The organism is Methanothermococcus thermolithotrophicus DSM 2095, assembly GCF_000376965.1.
GTDB lineage: Archaea > AGJL01 > Methanococci > Methanococcales > Methanococcaceae > Methanothermococcus > Methanothermococcus thermolithotrophicus.
Window position 1 is genome coordinate 67,378 of sequence record NZ_AQXV01000055.1, and the last position, 17,261, is coordinate 84,638.

At 30.6% G+C, this 17,261-nt stretch carries 15 protein-coding genes; 9 read left to right on the plus strand and 6 right to left on the minus strand.

The annotated features are described in order from the left end of the window. Positions 1-319 precede the first annotated feature (319 nt). The 5 genes from F555_RS0108075 to F555_RS0108095 all read right to left on the minus strand — a co-directional run bounded on the left by F555_RS0108075 (position 320) and on the right by F555_RS0108095 (position 6,527). Positions 320-967, minus strand: a complete 648-nt coding sequence (locus tag F555_RS0108075; RefSeq protein WP_018154717.1) for a hypothetical protein — start codon at positions 965-967, stop codon at positions 320-322. After that, positions 954-4,169, minus strand: coding sequence for an Eco57I restriction-modification methylase domain-containing protein (locus F555_RS0108080; RefSeq protein WP_018154718.1), 3,216 nt, complete (start codon positions 4,167-4,169; stop codon positions 954-956). The genes F555_RS0108075 and F555_RS0108080 overlap by 14 nt, the downstream gene beginning before the upstream one ends. A gap of 56 nt (positions 4,170-4,225) precedes the next feature. Continuing rightward, positions 4,226-4,708 carry a YkgJ family cysteine cluster protein gene (locus F555_RS0108085; protein WP_018154719.1) on the minus strand — a complete coding sequence of 161 codons (483 nt, stop codon included), beginning with the start codon at positions 4,706-4,708 and terminating at the stop codon, positions 4,226-4,228. Between the two features lie 39 nt (positions 4,709-4,747). Further along, positions 4,748-5,401 (minus strand): phosphatase PAP2 family protein, encoded by a 654-nt coding sequence (locus F555_RS0108090; RefSeq protein ID WP_018154720.1) that lies wholly within the window; start codon positions 5,399-5,401, stop codon positions 4,748-4,750. A 73-nt stretch (positions 5,402-5,474) separates the two neighbouring features. After that, positions 5,475-6,527, minus strand: coding sequence for a M42 family metallopeptidase (locus tag F555_RS0108095; RefSeq protein WP_018154721.1), 1,053 nt, complete (start codon positions 6,525-6,527; stop codon positions 5,475-5,477). A gap of 454 nt (positions 6,528-6,981) precedes the next feature. On the opposite strand from F555_RS0108095, the gene F555_RS0108100 reads away from it, so the two are divergent. The 3 genes from F555_RS0108100 to F555_RS0108110 are packed head-to-tail and all read left to right on the plus strand — an operon-like array spanning position 6,982 to position 9,458. Next, positions 6,982-7,806, plus strand: coding sequence for a transketolase (locus tag F555_RS0108100; RefSeq protein WP_018154722.1), 825 nt, complete (start codon positions 6,982-6,984; stop codon positions 7,804-7,806). A 43-nt stretch (positions 7,807-7,849) separates the two neighbouring features. Further along, positions 7,850-8,509: a ribulose-phosphate 3-epimerase gene (rpe, locus tag F555_RS0108105; RefSeq protein ID WP_018154723.1), complete on the plus strand. Its 660-nt coding sequence runs from the start codon at positions 7,850-7,852 to the stop codon at positions 8,507-8,509. Between the two features lie 13 nt (positions 8,510-8,522). Beyond that, the gene (locus F555_RS0108110) at positions 8,523-9,458 is read left to right on the plus strand and encodes a transketolase family protein (RefSeq protein ID WP_018154724.1); all 936 of its coding nucleotides are present in this window, start codon (positions 8,523-8,525) and stop codon (positions 9,456-9,458) included. Positions 9,459-9,480: 22 nt separating this feature from the next. Here F555_RS0108110 and F555_RS0108115 read toward each other — a convergent pair whose 3' ends face one another. Further along, entirely contained in the window at positions 9,481-11,193 is a 1,713-nt protein-coding gene (locus tag F555_RS0108115) for a cell wall-binding repeat-containing protein (RefSeq protein ID WP_018154725.1), read from the minus strand. Between the two features lie 179 nt (positions 11,194-11,372). On the opposite strand from F555_RS0108115, the gene F555_RS0108120 reads away from it, so the two are divergent. The 6 genes from F555_RS0108120 to F555_RS0108145 all read left to right on the plus strand — a co-directional run bounded on the left by F555_RS0108120 (position 11,373) and on the right by F555_RS0108145 (position 17,245). Continuing rightward, the gene (locus F555_RS0108120) at positions 11,373-12,152 is read left to right on the plus strand and encodes a TrmB family transcriptional regulator sugar-binding domain-containing protein (RefSeq protein ID WP_018154726.1); all 780 of its coding nucleotides are present in this window, start codon (positions 11,373-11,375) and stop codon (positions 12,150-12,152) included. A 291-nt stretch (positions 12,153-12,443) separates the two neighbouring features. Beyond that, on the plus strand, positions 12,444-13,550 hold the full coding sequence (locus tag F555_RS0108125) for an oligosaccharide repeat unit polymerase family protein (RefSeq protein ID WP_018154727.1): 1,107 nt from the start codon (positions 12,444-12,446) through the stop codon (positions 13,548-13,550). Next, entirely contained in the window at positions 13,537-14,667 is a 1,131-nt protein-coding gene (locus F555_RS0108130; RefSeq protein WP_018154728.1) for a hypothetical protein, read from the plus strand. The genes F555_RS0108125 and F555_RS0108130 overlap by 14 nt, the downstream gene beginning before the upstream one ends. 177 nt (positions 14,668-14,844) lie before the next feature. Next, positions 14,845-15,960 carry a DUF373 family protein gene (locus F555_RS0108135; RefSeq protein ID WP_018154729.1) on the plus strand — a complete coding sequence of 372 codons (1,116 nt, stop codon included), beginning with the start codon at positions 14,845-14,847 and terminating at the stop codon, positions 15,958-15,960. 18 nt (positions 15,961-15,978) lie between these two features. Further along, positions 15,979-16,929, plus strand: a complete 951-nt coding sequence (gene corA, locus F555_RS0108140; RefSeq protein WP_018154730.1) for a magnesium/cobalt transporter CorA — start codon at positions 15,979-15,981, stop codon at positions 16,927-16,929. Between the two features lie 4 nt (positions 16,930-16,933). Beyond that, entirely contained in the window at positions 16,934-17,245 is a 312-nt protein-coding gene (locus F555_RS0108145) for a signal recognition particle subunit SRP19/SEC65 family protein (RefSeq protein WP_018154731.1), read from the plus strand. The last annotated feature ends 16 nt before the right edge of the window (positions 17,246-17,261 follow it).

The following is a 17,261-nucleotide window of genomic DNA, read 5'->3' on the forward strand; positions in this document are numbered from 1 at the left end:
TAACCATTATCAAAATTGCAAAATTTGGGAAAATATTTAATTAAAATATTATTTTTTAAATATTTCAATATATCAATTGTTTTCTTTTTTATTTTTTCATTTATTTCTACCAGTTTTTTACCCACATTTTTATTTATTTTAAATACATGATGCTTTATTAATTCAATTCCTCCACCAAATATTGTTAATCCACCTAAAACTGTAAAAAAACAGTTAATCATCTTTATCTAAAAAAATTAAAAGTATCCCGACTACTTAAAAAAATTAAAATAGTAATTATTAATCAATTAATTATTTAACTTAAAAAATTATCCTGAGTTTATAAAAAGTTTGTTTTTAAATCCTGTAATGACTTAATTTTGCATTGCTGTAACACTTTATTATCCTCAGGTACAGGGATAAACGCTGAGCCCCAGCATTCATCCTTTTTATTATTTGTTTTTAGATTATATCCATAGGCATTCTCCCAATAATTCAAATTATTTTGTAATTCTTTTACATCCAATATTAAAATTTTATCAATATTTTTATATATCTTGGTGCTATCTTCATATTCACAAATAATATATATTAAAATATCTGCATCACATTCTTTCAACTTTCCCCATTTTTTAATTGTTATTTTTTTATTATTTATTTTCTCATTGAAATTTTTTAAACCCCAAATTTTAATATAAGGAATGTATGCTGAGACATAATCTAATCTTATATCCCCATATTTTCTAAAATCATCTATGGAGGAATGTTGAAGTTCCATAATAATTGGTTTCGTTGTATCCTTAAATTTTACAGATATATCTTTATTGGGATGTTGCATATCCTCCTTATCGGTTTTAATTTTATCGTATTTCTCAATTAGATTTTTAATTCCTTTAAAATCCTTACACCCCTCCAAATAATCCAGGGACAATTTAAACAACTCCATTTCATTATTTTCAGATCCGTGTTCGAATCTACTTTGAGTCATTACAATAACCCCCCATTATGATTTTAACATAATTATTGTTTTTTATATTATTCATTATTCTTTGAATATCTTGATTATCTTTTAACTCTAAAATAAATTCTTCAATCGACGATATATCTCCAAGTTTTAATATTTTCCCACTTAATAACTTAGTTAATTCATAACCAATAACCTCCCCCAAGTAGAGCTCATATATTAAGAGGTTTGCTATATCTTCAATATAAGTTATTATTTCACTATATTTATCTCCATATTCTGCTTGATTTAATAGTATAAGGCAATTGCATAATTTAACAAACATATCTTGATTATCTGATAACTTAATTGGAATATCCTCTATATATGACCCAGAAAAGTGCATGGTTCTTACTGAATTAATGTATATATATTTATACACATACCAATTAATTAATTCTGAATGAAGAAGCAATAATAAGTATTTATCGTCAAATTCATCGGATATTAATTTGACATTTGTAATAGTATTTAGGTTTAATAATGGTTTTTCTAAATAAACTCCAGTTATTTTTATATGGGGTCTTGGATTTTGTATATGGGCAAGTATTTCCTGAAATTGTAGGTTTGAACCCTTAAAATTAATATTTTCTAAATATTTTTTGTCAATATACGATTTTGAACGCAAATAATATCTCTGAATATCATTTCCTCTCAATATTTCAACCGAATTTTCAGTTTTTTCACTGGAAACTTTATTATTTACTGACAATCCCTTATAATTCTCCGAAATATCGCCCAACAATACAGAATCTTTTAAAATGGTGGATACTATTTTTTCTTTTTCCTCATCCATCTCAGTAACAAATCTTTTGCTGGTAAGATATTTCATATCAATGGAGTATGGACGGGTGGAGTATTTGGTATAATTATAAAGATATAAACTATGAACAACAACATTATCGGCATTTTTACAGCCATTACCATTTTTAAAAATTATATTGGCCATTTCTAATTTAACATCTTTGAACGCTTTGCCATTATCCACAACCCGTTTAATATTGACTTTTTCCAATAGGAATTTTCTCGTCTTTTCCCACTCAGACACGTACAAAATTGCTTTTGGAACTATGAATCCTAAATACCCGCTGTTTTTTAATAAGTATTTGCTCCTTTCGATAAATAATGCAGCAGTATTCTTTGTTCCTTTTCCTTTTTTATCAGTTTTAATTACATCCAATATTTTTCCTTTTTCTAAAATCTTTTTTTCAATATCCATTAATATATTACCATAAGGAGGGTTACCAATTATAACATCAAAACCTTCTTTAATAATAAATCCAAAATCTACCCTCCAATGAAATGGGTTTAAACTTTCAAAATCATCATCAACGATTTTTTTACTCTTACTTTTAATTTCACTATTAATATAATTCAAGAAAGCAGGATTCACACTATTATAAATAACTTTCCGAATATCATCTAAAATTTCCTTTAATTGAATTGCCTTATAACCAGAGCTCACCCTATAAATCTTATAAAGAATATGTAATGTTTCAACATAATTATCTAAAATATTCCCCTTCATTAATTTAAGTAAATCACGAGCCTTTTTTAACGCTTCTCTTTCTTCAACACTTTGAGAAAATGCGATTAAACCCTTAAAAATCCCGTCAATTTTATCAGTATAAGCATACTTTAAAGTAGGTTGTAAGGACTCATCAACCCAACCAATCAAACTATTCCCACACTTGATATTATACTCTAAATTAGGTAAAGGTTCTAATTCAGAAGAATCATCCTTTAACTGGCTCACCAACCACAACCATAACCTTAATTTAGCAATTTCAACTGCATTCTCACAAATATCTACTCCATATAAATTATCCACTATAATATTTTTAACCTCATCATAGGCATAGGTATTATACTTTCTACTAAATGACTCATCTATCTTTTTCAACTTTTCACAAATACCATTCTTCATATTAAATAAGAGCTCCCCTGCACATACTAAAAAGTGTCCGCTACCACATGCAGGGTCTAAAATCTTAATATTGATTAGAGTTTCCAAAGATTTTTTCAATAAATCAGAAGATGCATTTTCAACAAAATCATCAAAATCTTTATACTGTTCGCTAACTTCCAATTTATCAAATAAGTATGGAACAATAGTATTTTCTGAAATATACTTAGTAATCTCTTCGGGAGTATAGAAGGCACCTACTTTTTTCCTACCTATTTTAACTTCCTTATCAATTTTTATCTCATCTAATTTTACTTCTCCAATATTCTCTAAACCAACAACAAACTTTTCATAAACATGCCCCATTACTTCTGGTGTTAAACTACCTACTGAATCATCATCCTCTTCTGCATATTCTCCAATTACCCAGTTATATTTGTTTAGTGTTTCTATTAAGTTTTTAGTTCCATTAAATTTTATTTTAGTTTCTTCAATGCCGTTAAATTTTTTTACACGATATAATCCACCGTTTAAGTATGGAACTCTAACAATTATCTTACCTATATTTTTAACATTATATAAAATTGGGATTAATTTTTTTTCTTCAATATTCTTATCATTTCCAAATCCTTCAAAGAATATTTTATTTAAAAAACTACATAACTCTTCATCATCTAAGTTTTTAATTAAATCTTTAAAAAACTCCTTTGTTTTATTCTTATTCAATATAATATACGAATTTTCTTCCCCATACTCCACTTTAATAATTCCTAATTGTGCTAAAAAGTAGAAAAATACTAATCTATCAATAAAGTGTTGGGCAATGAATAATTTATCATTATCAGTGAGCGGTTCAGTTATACTTTTAGCCATTTCTAACCTATGAGTCCATAAATCCTTATAGAATTTATCCATTACATCTTTAATATCAAATAATATATCCACATTATCAGGTGAGAATTTTTTAAGTTTATCCTGTTTGCCCTTTTTTCTTTCAGGTTTTGATATGGCATCAGAGTAATAAAACCATTTAACCCCCCCAGTTCTCCTAAATACTTTTATTTTATTATCTGTTTGATAATAGAAATAAATCATTTCTATTCTTGGATATTTATCTGAAATTAATTTTTTTAATTCATCCACTTCATTATTATCACTTACCTCAACATATGCAAGATAATTATCTATATCGACAATTATATCTTTACCATCTTCACCATACTCCCTTTGATTTTCAAAAAACCCTTTACTCTTTAAAAATTTATAATCATAATTTATCATGAGCTCACCTAATTGGGATAATTATATATGGTTATAATTATGCCCTATTTAATTTATTATTTATTCTGCATCTTTTCCTTAGCTTCTATAAACATCTCTTCAGGAGTATTTTCTTCAAAATCTAAATATTTAATAACGGTTTCCCCATATTTTAAGTACTCTTCTTCAACCGGGAGCTCTCCAATAAACAGACCTGGACAGTTATTTAAAAACCATCCATCATAAGTTAAAACAGGTTTTTTGTTTTTTAACTGGGGAGAATAAGGTCTAACTCTACAAATCAAAGGTCTGGCTTTATAGATCGTACATTTTTTATTTTCTCCTAAAAATATACACCTTCCTTTTACTTCTTTTATTTCTCCCCTCATTCCATCAAAATATGTTAGATATTTTTTTACAACTTCGTCAAATGGTATTTTCAAATGACCTGCAATATTTGCAATATCCTTTTTTGTAACGGTTGGAGAGTCGCAACATCTTCCGCACATTATACAGCTCCAAGCTATTCCCTTTGTATCCTGTGTAATTTTCGTTTTCATACTCTATCATCTTTTATTTTTTTAATTTTCAGAGCCTATCTATTTCTTTTTACTTTCAGTTACTTCATTCTCATGGTGCGAGTGAATATGAAATTCACCACTTAAATAATTCAAAATATTGTAAATCTTTAAATGGATATCCTTTGGTAGATTGTAGAGGAAATATGCAAATAATATTCCTGTAATAACATCAACAACCCAATGCTGTCCCATAATCAATGTAGAAATTGGAATCAATACACCTAACAGGTAAAAGATGTATTTTATGCTGCCGGGTTCGTTTTTAAAGTGTAATGCCATTAGAACAGAATAGGCCGTATGTAGTGATGGGATTTCGTAAGTTGGTTTTGTGAATATCCACATAAAGCGTTCGTTTACCAAATCGTGAGCCACACCAACTTGAAATGGGGCTTTAACTACAAAAATTGTGTATATCAATCCTGCTATGAACCACCCCATGACCAAATCAACCAATATTATATCAGATTTTAAAAAATCTCTTTTTACTATTAAATAGTATCCGATTCCCCCGATTATACATATGGTAAAGGCGTAAACATAGATTATTTTAAAAAATAAAATGATATTATAGGGCAGGGATTGTAAGGTATTATAGAACATGGAATTGCACAGTGGAATTTTTAGTAAATAATTTGTTAGATCCAATGGTGTTATGGCCTGAGAATACCACATCAACCCGCCCCACATAAGGTATCCGAGGGGATATACCATCATACGAACCCATATCTTTTTCATCTGCGGTCCCTTAGAAGTATTTATCAACCTCTTTTATACATGAAACTATGAGCTCTACAGTTTTTTCCAAATCATTTACATCCATAACTTCCACAGGTGTGTGGATATATCTTGTAGGTACTGAAATTACCCCTGTTGGAATTCCATCCCTTGTTAAGTGTATTGCTGTAGCGTCTGTAGTTCCGCCTTCCCCAACTTCATACTGTACAGGGATTTTATTCTTTTGAGAAACTTCTTTAATCATTTTTAAGACTTTTGGATGCGTAATTAAACCCCTACCTGATGCATCCACTATGCAGGCTACAGGACCTTTACCGAGCTCAACTGGAGCATCTTCCATTTTTATTCCTGGATGGTCACCACATATGGTTACATCAAGGGCAATTGCAACATCTGGATTTATTCCAAAAGCAGAAGTTTTAGCTCCTTTTAAACCTACTTCTTCCTGAACTGTACCGACTGCATAAACCTGGCAGTTTAAGTCCATATCTTTTATCTGATTCATAGTTTCTAAAAGAACTGCACATCCTGCCCTGTCATCAAAGGATTTACAGGTAATTCTATCTTTTCCAAGACTGTCAAATTCGGCTTTAAATGAAATCCAGGTTCCTATCTCTACACCCATTTCAATGGCTTCTTCCCTGTTCTTTGCCCCGATATCTATAAACATGTCTTCGTATTTTATTAATTTGTTTCTTTCACTTTCTTTCATTTTATGAGGTGGTTTTGAACCTAAAACGCCGATTATATCTCCTTTACTTCCATGAACTACTACCTTCTGATTTAACAACATTTGGTCGTTTATTCCGCCTATTTTTGTGAACTTTAAGAATCCTTTATCGTCTATGTATTTTACCATTAACCCTATTTCATCCATGTGAGCGGCGATCATTATCTTAGGGCCTTTGTTACCTTTTTTAGCAATTAAATTTCCAAATTTATCTGTAAAAACTTCATCACAAGATGTTTGAAGTTCTTTTTCCATGTAATTTCTTATTCTATCTTCTCTTCCTGAAATACCCCTTTCCAATGAAAGTATTTTTAGATGCGTCAATACACTCATATAATCACCCATTAATTATTTACCAAAGGTATAATCCAAAACAATTTAAATCTTTTGTATGCATATATAGTCGTTTCACGAAATATATAAATAATTATCTTAAATTTTAATAGATAATTGTTATTTGCCAGTGTTAATTTAAATTAAAATATAACTAAATAGTTAATTGTGAACAGGCAATTTTAATTTATGGGATTTATTAGTATTAAAACCAAGGTTGTAAAAAATAATTATAAAAACATTTATAAGTAGTGACATCTAAGAGTTATTGTTTTTAAAGTATCACTATATATAAGGATTCGATAAATGGTTCATACTAATACTTTTTTATATTTTGTTTTCATCTTATTGATGGTAAGATAAGAACCCAAATACATAAAGTCTAAAAAAGACTGGTTAAAAAAGGACTGATAAATTTTTATTATTTTGATTTGTTTGGCTATAGGGTGATAAAATGGAGAATAAAAACGTAGAAATCTCTGAATTAAAAGAAATTGCTAAAAAAATTAGATACAATATTGTAAAGATGATTGGATTGGCAGAATCTGGACATCCTGGAGGTTCATTATCTGCTACTGATATTATTGTTGCTCTTTATTTCAAAATAATGAATCACGATCCAAAAAATCCAAAAATGGAAAATAGAGATAGGTTTGTTCTCAGTAAGGGACATGCATGTCCTGCATTATATGCAACCCTTGCAGAATTGGGGTATTTTGATAAGGAAGAACTTTGGAAGTTGAGAAAGTTAGGAGCTCTTTTACAAGGTCACCCTTCAATAGAAATTCCAGGTATTGAAGTAAATACAGGTTCATTAGGACACGGTTTTTCATCTGCTGTAGGGATAGCATTGGGATGCAAGTTGGATAAATTGGATAATCATGTTTATGTTCTCCTAGGGGATGGAGAATGTCAGGAAGGACAGGTTTGGGAAGCTGCAATGGCTGCGTACCACTATAAATTGGACAATTTAATTGGTTTTGTAGATAGAAACAGGTTACAAATAGATGGCTGTACAGAAGATGTTATGTGTTTAGGCGAGTTAAAAAATAAATTTAAAGGATTTGAATGGGATGTATTTGAAATAGATGGTCACAACTTTGAAGAGATAATAGCCACAGTTGAAAAGGCTAAATCTATGAAAAACGGAAGACCTAAAATGATAATTGCAAATACTGTAAAGGGTAAAGGCGTTTCATTTATGGAAAATAACGTAGGATTCCATGGAAAAGCCCCAAATAAGGAGCAGTTGGAACAAGCGTTAAAAGAGCTAGAATAGTTGACAATATGGTCAATTCATCTATCTAATAAACGGTGATCTTATGGTAATGATTGGTGCATCAATACTCTCTGCAGATTTTGGTTATTTGGCAGAAGAAGTTAAAAAGGCAGAAGAGGCTGGAGTAAACTTTATTCACGCAGATATTATGGATGGTCATTTTGTTCCAAATTTAAGTTTAGGAATTGGTCTAACAAAGTATGTCAAAAAAATGACAGATCTACCTGTTGATGTTCATTTAATGGTTGAAAATCCAGATTTATTTATTCCCAAGTTGGCAGAAGATGCAGATATGATATCCTTCCATATCGAATCCTGCAAATACCCATTTAGAACGATAAATTTAATAAAAGAACATGGTGCAAAGCCAATAGTAGCTTTAAATCCTTCAACTCCCATAACCAACATTGAATATATTTTAGGGGAGCTCTACGGAGTTTTAATAATGACAGTTGAGCCAGGATTTTCAGGGCAGAAGTTTATAAACCCAATGCTCAAAAAAATAGATGATTTAAAGAACAGAATACTTAGAGAAGGCTATGACACAAAAATCTTCGTTGATGGAGGTATAAACACGGAAACCGCCCCGGCCGTGGCTGAATCTGGTGCTGATGCATTGATAGCAGCATCTGCAATATATGGAAAAGAAAACGTTAAAGAAGCGGTAGATGAACTTAGAAGAGCAGCAACTTTTAAAATTTAATTTGGGTGAAATCATGTCAAAGAAGATAGGAATGAGGAATGCCTATGGTGAAACATTAGTGGAATTGGGAAAAAAGTATGAAAATATTGTAGTGTTAGATGCCGATTTGTCAGGTTCTACAAAATCAGCAATGTTTGCAAAGGAATTCCCTGAAAGGTTTTTCAACGCAGGGATTGCAGAACAAAATATGATTGGAATGGCTGCAGGTTTAGCAAGAACTGGAAAAATTGTGTTTGCCTCCACGTTTGCAATGTTTGCCACTGGAAGGGCATGGGAGCAAATAAGAAACTCAGTAGCATATCCAAATTTAAATGTTAAAGTAATAGCTACACACAGTGGAATTACAGTGGGAGAAGATGGGGCTTCCCACCAGATGACAGAAGATATTGCAATATTGAGGGCAATACCGAACATGGCGGTTATAGCGCCTGCTGACTACTACGAAACAAAGAATGTAATAAGATGGTGTGCAGAGTACAATGGACCTGTTTATGTAAGAATGCCGAGAAGGGATACTGAAGTTATATTTGAAAGTGAAGAGGATGCAAAGTTCGAATTTGGAAAAGCAAGAATCCTAAAAGAAGGAAATGATTTAACAATAATCGCCACTGGGGAAATGGTTCCTGAAGGTTTAAAGGCTGCTGAAATATTGAAAGAAAATGGAATAGCTGCAGAAGTAGTTTCAATGAGCACTATAAAACCAATAGATGAAGAAGCTATCTTGAATTCAAAGGACTTTATAGTTTCACTTGAAGACCATAACATAATAGGAGGACTCGGTGGAGCAATAGCTGAGGTAATAGCTTCAAAAGGATTAAACAAAAGGCTCCTAAGAATAGGAATAAATGATGAATTTGGTAAATCTGGAAAAGCAGACGAGCTCCTAAAATATTATAAGTTAGACGGAGAAAGTGTGGCAAAAAGAATAATTGAAGAATTTAATAAATAAAAAATAAAATATACTAACTTTTTTAATTCAAACTTAATTTAACTTTTATATTATTTAGTTTATCTTTTATATTTTCTAAATCTAACTTTTCTAAGGGCTCCATACATGCCATTGTGATGATAAAAATGTATGGAAGTAAGTACCTTTCGTCCTGTGCAACCCATAACAACGGCATGATGAGAAATGTTATTCCAGTTAATAGCATGAAATTATTGAATTTCATTTTATTCCATATTTCCAATATTAAAATGAATATTGGAATTATCATGAGATGGATGAATTTTGGTAGATAATAATGAATATTATTTATAACAAGGTCCAGTGTTATGCCTCCTTTGATGGAAATTTCATCTAAATACCCCATAACTTGCCCGTATGTTAGGTTGAGGAGGATCACATAAAGTAAGATTGACAGGATGTTGTATATCAATGCGTTTTTATTTCTTTGGAATATTAGGTAAATTAAAGGTATAATCATAATGTGTACACGTATCAAAGCTGATATTGATGTTATTATGGACAATACAATGATATTTAATTTTGAGTTTTTAGAATTCTTTAAACCATACAGTATCACAGCCATAAAACCTAAAAATGTTAATTCTGTTGAAAACCAAGTAATATACTCCCTGAATAGTGGAATACTTAATAGAATCAACCATGCCGCTAAACCGAGCTCTTTCTTTTTGAAGTATAGGAATACAAAACTCATGAGTATGAAACATAGATACACCTGGTAAAGTAGTATGCTTTGAATACTTGGGGAGAATAGTTTAAACCAAAAATACAGGCAGTACGAGAGTCCTGGAAAATTTCTTCCATGTATTATTGTTTCATAATGTCCAAGATAGGTTAATGAAAGTGCCCCATCGAGGTAAACAAGTAATGTATCCCATACAACGCAGAATTTATCGAATGAGTGGATTATCCACAGTATAGTTATAATTGCGCCAAATAAGTAATATCTACTTTTTATAATTGAATAAAATATCCCCAATGTTATAGCCAACAGTATTATAAACTTGAAAAAATCGCTGGATGAATAATCTATATCTTGCTTAGAAAACAGTCTGCCTATTGTAATAGGTAGATTTTCGTCACTTCCTGTGATAAATAGAGTGTTGTTTGATAGTATAACTGCAGGACTGAATGAGACTATTTCTGGGATTTCCCTATGATTCCATGATTCATTCATTCCTGGGTTGTTATTTATATTTCCAACATATACATAAAATGTTTCGTTTTCTATATCATTACTTCTTGGAAGCTGATTTTCTACGAACTTTGACCATCTGATACTGATATCACTATTTCCAGATATAACCTTCCAATTCCTTTTTTCATCAATAAATTCTATAATAGCATTTTTTGATGGATAGTATATCAATTCACCTGATGAAGATATGTTGTAAAAATCTGATAGTATCATATAAGCGGTTTCAGCTCTATTTTTTCCAGAATATCTTTTATAATTCCCATAATTATAAATCTCAGGAACTGCTGCTTTCCCACCTACAATTATTACTTCATCGGGATTTAATGCTTTTATTTCATTTAAGTATTTTACATCCGTGGAACCCCAAGGTAATATTACCAATGATGCATTTAGATGATTGGATAGTTGACATGCCAGTGATTTATCCTGGTCAGAAGCAACTACAACAGTTTTTGCGTTTAATGGGTTTAAAATTATAAAAAGAATAGTCAAGACAATAAGTGGATATTTTAAATTCATGTTTTCACCGTACTGTAGTATCCTATTTCCCTAAATATAAAAATTATAAAGCCACCTATTTGATTCATACCACCATATAAGAATTAAGGATATTAATAATTAAGGATATATATAGGAAAATTATTATATTTTTAAATAAAATTTGTTCGTTTTTCATATGACGATTTTAAAGGGATATCATGAGAAAAATAGGGATTCTTGAAATTTTAGTTTTACTTGCTATATTGATAACTTCAGGAGCTCTGGCATATAAATTTTTAAGCTCCAATGGCAATAATAGTTATGAGTTTGATGGAGACCAGATGTATAAGTGTGCATGGATTTCTGAAAAAATAATGAAAAAAAATTTTCCATTGTATGCCAATGTAAAAGGTAAATGGACATCATCCAATGAAGAATTTAATGATATTGTATTAATAACGGGAGCTCGGGGAGGAACTCTTACTGCAGTATATAAAAACCAGTCCATAACAATAGGGGGAGAGATGGCTTACATCGAAGATATAGCAGCTAAAAAGATAGTTTTAAAACCCTTGGGAAATACTGTAGTTGAATATCAGATGAACCCAATTGAAGGAAATTCATTTAAAGAAATTGGGGACATAATAGAAAGTACAAAAAATAATTATGAAAATTCAAATATGACAGTACTTAAAACATATATTAGCAGTTCAATTGCAGTAGATTCAAAAACTTTTGCACCATCAGAACAACAATCCATAAAAAATAAGTTAAATTTGGATTTAAATAAATTATCTATTAAATTCGTTGAAAATGGCTTGTTTTTAGATGGAAAATTGGATTTGGAAATGTTAAACATGCTGGACAATATAATTAAACCAGAGAAAATAGCCACTTCAAAGATAACCGTATATTTAGTTGTAAATGAAACCGCGGATGAATTACCTAAAAATATCGGGCTAAATCCTGGGGATTTTGCTATTTATACATTACCTTGAATGACAAAATATAATTATAGTATAGGACAAAACCTTTTAAAAAAGGTTTTGAATCCAAACCCGATACCTACTCAACTTCGTTGAGTCGAAGCGAATCCTTTGGATTCGCTGATCGAGACAAATTCCAAGGGAATTTGTCGATTCACAAAAACCAAAGGTTTTTGTCGAACTCACGAAAACCTAAAAGGTTTTCGTCGAGTAGGTATATTTTAGGATTGAGTATTCGCTCAATGATGATTGTAAAGTTAAGTTTTTATGTCTAAAACTATAATAAAATAAAAAGGAATGAACATGGAGCTCCTAAAAACTGATTTAAGGAATTTGAAATTAAATGAAAAAATTAAAGCACATCATTTATTTGTATTATTGGTGTGCGTATATATTTTATTTTCCACGGTATCATCTTTTTCAGGATTTTTAGCACTTTTTAGTGCAATTTTCTTTTATATATCTTTCATGGTGGGTGAGAGGTTATATCATATTTTAAATTTAGATGAGTCAGGAAATCGAAGATTTTTGGCACATAAACCAAATTATTCAAAACATTACATATTTGGGATATTTTTAATGTTTATTGGTATATTGTTCATATTTTTTGATATTTTATGGGTAAGGGATATTCCACTCTTTGATCCGACTTCAAGAAGATTTTTGAATGTTCCTTTTACCGCTCTATCTCATCTTATGCTTTTAGGTTGGGCAATAGTAGTTGCATCAAATTTAAGTATGAGCAGAATAAAGGTTGTAATATATTCCATGGTTTTTTCAGCACTGATTATGCTTTTAGGATATAGAACAAATGTTATGATATTATTTTTATCCATACTTTTTGTAATGTATTATTTAAATAAAATAAAAACAAAGGAATTGATATATTCGGCATTTGGAATATTTTTGGTATTACTCTCCATGTCAATATTGAGGCTTTATACATTAGGAAGTGGTGGAAATCCAATACTTTCAAGAATAGATTTAACAATGAGCATTTTTGATATTATTGTTAAGAATTTTAATGGAGTATTTAATGGGGTAATTCATTATTGTGCGATTTATTCCTATTTAGGAATGGCTCCTGGAGCAAGAGGGGTTGTTGCAAAAAGTATCGGAGTTCAGGGTGTTTCAATAACTCCAACAATTTTTGGGGCAGTTATTGGTGATTATGGAATCCTTGGAATTATCCCATATTTTGGTATTTTGGGTGTATTTTTAGGTTTGTATTATAAAATAGCTGAGGATTTAAAAGGTATTTATTTAGGGGTTTATGCCATTTTAATAGCGTATTTATTGGTCGGTATTGAAACAGGAATTTTGGATCTTGATGTTATCCTATTCTACATGTTTGGATTTGTACTATCCATTTATGCATTGATAAAAGGGGTCTTAAATGCTAAAAAATAAATTAAAAGTAGATGATAGGTTCCTATTTAATCCAGTTTTTATAGTTTTAGCAGGTCATTTAATCATATTTTTACTTGCAGTACCGTATTTTAATAAATTCAATCCAGTTTTAATCTTAAAAATGTTCTTTATTGTTCTAACATATATTGCAAGCTTTTCAATTCCTTTTTTTACAAATATTGGCACCAATATTAAAAGAGAGTTCATCATTTACTTATCTGGAAGTTTAATATTCTTTTTGATATTTTATGGGGTTATGGCGGTGTCAGATTCTTTAATTTTGGCCATAATTTATCCTTTGGCGGTATTGGGTATTATCCACTTATTTGTAGCAACATATCCTTCAAAAAAGATGGATAATGTAATATTTTTTGTCGGGATATTTTCTTTTATTTTAATCGTAGTTCAAAATGGTGCAATACCAATATTAGATTATACCACGCGTATGGATATAGCTGCTGATCCCCTTAGATTAATTTCCTCTGGAGCATTGACTTATGGGGGTTTAAGCGGTGTACCGTATTTTTTAGTGGCTTTTGTTCTACTAATACTCTTAGGCTACAAGGCAAATGTCCTTATACTACTGGCGGCATTTTTAATATATCAGTATGGAAAAGGTAGAATATCGCCAAAACATATAATCTTATATGGTTTTGCCTCTGTGTTGTTACTTGGAATAATGGCTAAGTTGATACTCTTATCTTCAGGCCAGTCCTGGAAGCTTAATTTTATAGAAATTTTATCATATAGAGCATACTTTGACTTGATGACTTTGGATAGGATTATAAACTATCCTGAACTACTACTTGGGAAGGTTTCCTTTAATCCAAATGGAGAATCATTAATTGGGAATATTATTTTTAACTATAGTCATAATATAACTTCAACTATGTTTGGACCAATCTACCTTGATTTTGGGATTTTCGGGGTAATATTTGCCTTTTTATTGGGTCTGATAAGTAAGTTAATATATACAAAGGGAGATATTAGAATATACTCCATATATGGTGCTACCCTGTTATCAATGTGTGAAATAGGAATTAATTATGGGTTTTTAATAACCTTGTTTGTTATACTTTATGTAGTCATACTGCAATTATGTGACACACATACTTAGGTTAAATTAATTAAAACCAATATAATATCTAATTATAATTTTAAATAAACAAAGACAAACATTCGCAGAGCTCCATATTTAGAAGTTCTTCAAAAGATGCCACAAACTCGAAGAATTTTTATTAAGGCCATGTTTCATGTTTGAATAATATTCAAAATAATATTTGTTAGGGGTATTATGAATTTTGTTAAAGATGTTGTACCTAAAGGTAAAGATGTTAAAAAATATCTTGTTATTGTTGTTGATATGGATGATGATATCGGTAGAAAAGGCAATATAAGAACCCCTATTTTAGGTATGGAAGATAATATAAATGCAGCTGTAAAATTGGGTTTAGCTGATCCAGGAGATAGTGATGTAAATTCCATTTTAGGCGGAGTAAAACTTTACGATGAATTAAAAAAAGAAGGAAAGGATGTGGAAATCGCCACAATTTCAGGGGATAAGGATGTTGAATCTGAAAGATGTGCAATGCGAATAAAAGAACAGCTTGATTTTTTAATGTATTTATATGAACCTACTTTTATATATCTTGTTTCAGATGGAAAAGAAGATGAACTGGTTTTAAAATATTTGGAATCCAACGAAGTATTTGTATGGAAAAAAAGAATAGTTGTAAAACAGAATGAATCTTTAGAATCCACCTATTACTTAATACAGGAATTCATTAAAAAAACCATGTCCCAATACGTGCCGTTTTTGTTTACCTCTGTTGGATTTGCCATGATACTCTATGCAGTATTTGCAGATTTGGGTTGGAGGATAATTGCAGGACTAATAGGGTTATATATTTTATCGGAGGGCGTTAGTCTAACAGAGACTTTAAAGAAATCATTCAAGGAAGGAAAAGAAGGAATAGAGGTTGGAAAACTTACCCCAATTGGTAATGTTATAAGCTCATTAATAATAATTGTTGGGATTATTTATTCTTATAAGATGTCTGCAGGCTTGGAATTGGTTAAATTCGTTGGGACATTTTTAAATTATATGGCCAATCCTTTAGCACTTGGACTTTTCATATTTGTGACAATACGTTTTATAGATGATATAATACATACAAGTAAAAATGTACTTAGTTTATTAAAGAGAATTTTCTTTAAAATTATAGTCATATTTATGGCAAGAGAAATTTTGATGATATTTTCAATGTTCTTGATTGATGAAAGCGTCAAATTTGCCAACGTCATGGTATATGTTATAGCTTATACTTCGATATTAATTATAATTTCGGCTATTCTCTTTTACGAGCCTAAATCAGAGTCTGGGGATAAAGTTGAGTCTCAAACCCATTAATTATATTTATGTGATAGTATGCTAGAAGTCATAGGGTACAATGGTAAAAACATTGAAAAAATGAATTTAGACGATTTAAGTAAAGAATACGCCCTCTGCTGGATAGATTGCTATGCCCCATCTGATGAGGAGCTCCGTAAGCTATCCGATAAAATAAATATAAAAGTGGAAGAACTAATGCTTGGTCTTGACGAACAGGAGGTTCCAAGGGTTGAAGAAGAGGATGATTACTACCTTATAATTTTCAAAGCCCCACTTTTTGAAGAGGATATTACAACAACGTCTTTCGGTATATTTATAAAGGACAATGTGATCTTAACAGTACATACCGATAAAATAAAATCCATCGGGAGGTTATGCAACCTATTAAAAACTAAAAAACCTAAAATGTTACTTGACAGGGGGATTGGTTTTTTTATATACACCCTTTTGAATCAGATAACTATAAGTTATTCCAGAATCTTGCTTAATTTAGAAGATGAGTTAGATGAATTGGAGGATAGTCTTTTACAAGGTCATAATAGAAATATAACTGAGGAAACACTTCAACTTAGAAAAATGCTAGTTTACTTCCATAAGGCGTTGGTATCAAACAAAGATGTTCTTTCGGTCTTAAAAAGGAAGTATATTCCTATAACTACTCAGGAAGATAGGTGGCATTTTGAAGACCTGTATTACGACATTTTGCAGTTAATTGATATGGAAACCACGTATAGGGAATTGCTTGTTTCAATGATGGATATGAATCTATCACTCGAAAACATTCGAATGAACCAAATTATGAAAATTTTAACAATGGTTACAACGTTATTTGCCGTTCCAATGTGGATTACCGGAATTTACGGAATGAATTTCAAATATATGCCATTGATTGATGATCCACATGGTTTTTGGATAGTTTTTGGAATATCATTTGTCGTGATAGCTATCCTATTCTATGTGTTCATTAAAGAAAAGTGGATAAGGTGAAAATATGATAGCATCTAAGAATGATAACAATAACTCAGGGACAAAAGAAATTATAATCTGGCCAACGTACATAGATGCTAAAAAGAGTAGAAAAGAAGGTAGAAAAGTTCCAAAGGAATTGGGCGTTAACAATCCAAGGTTGAAGGACATAGAATCAAAACTTAGAAAAATGGGCTATGAATTTAAAACCGAAAAAGATAAATCCTATCCACGAGAAAATTGGAAAATTTGTGGATATATAAAGGTAAAAGTTAATGATGAAAATATTTCAAAATTAGAGTTTCTTAAAAGATTATGTAAAAGTTTGAAGGCTTAAAAATAATAAAAAATAA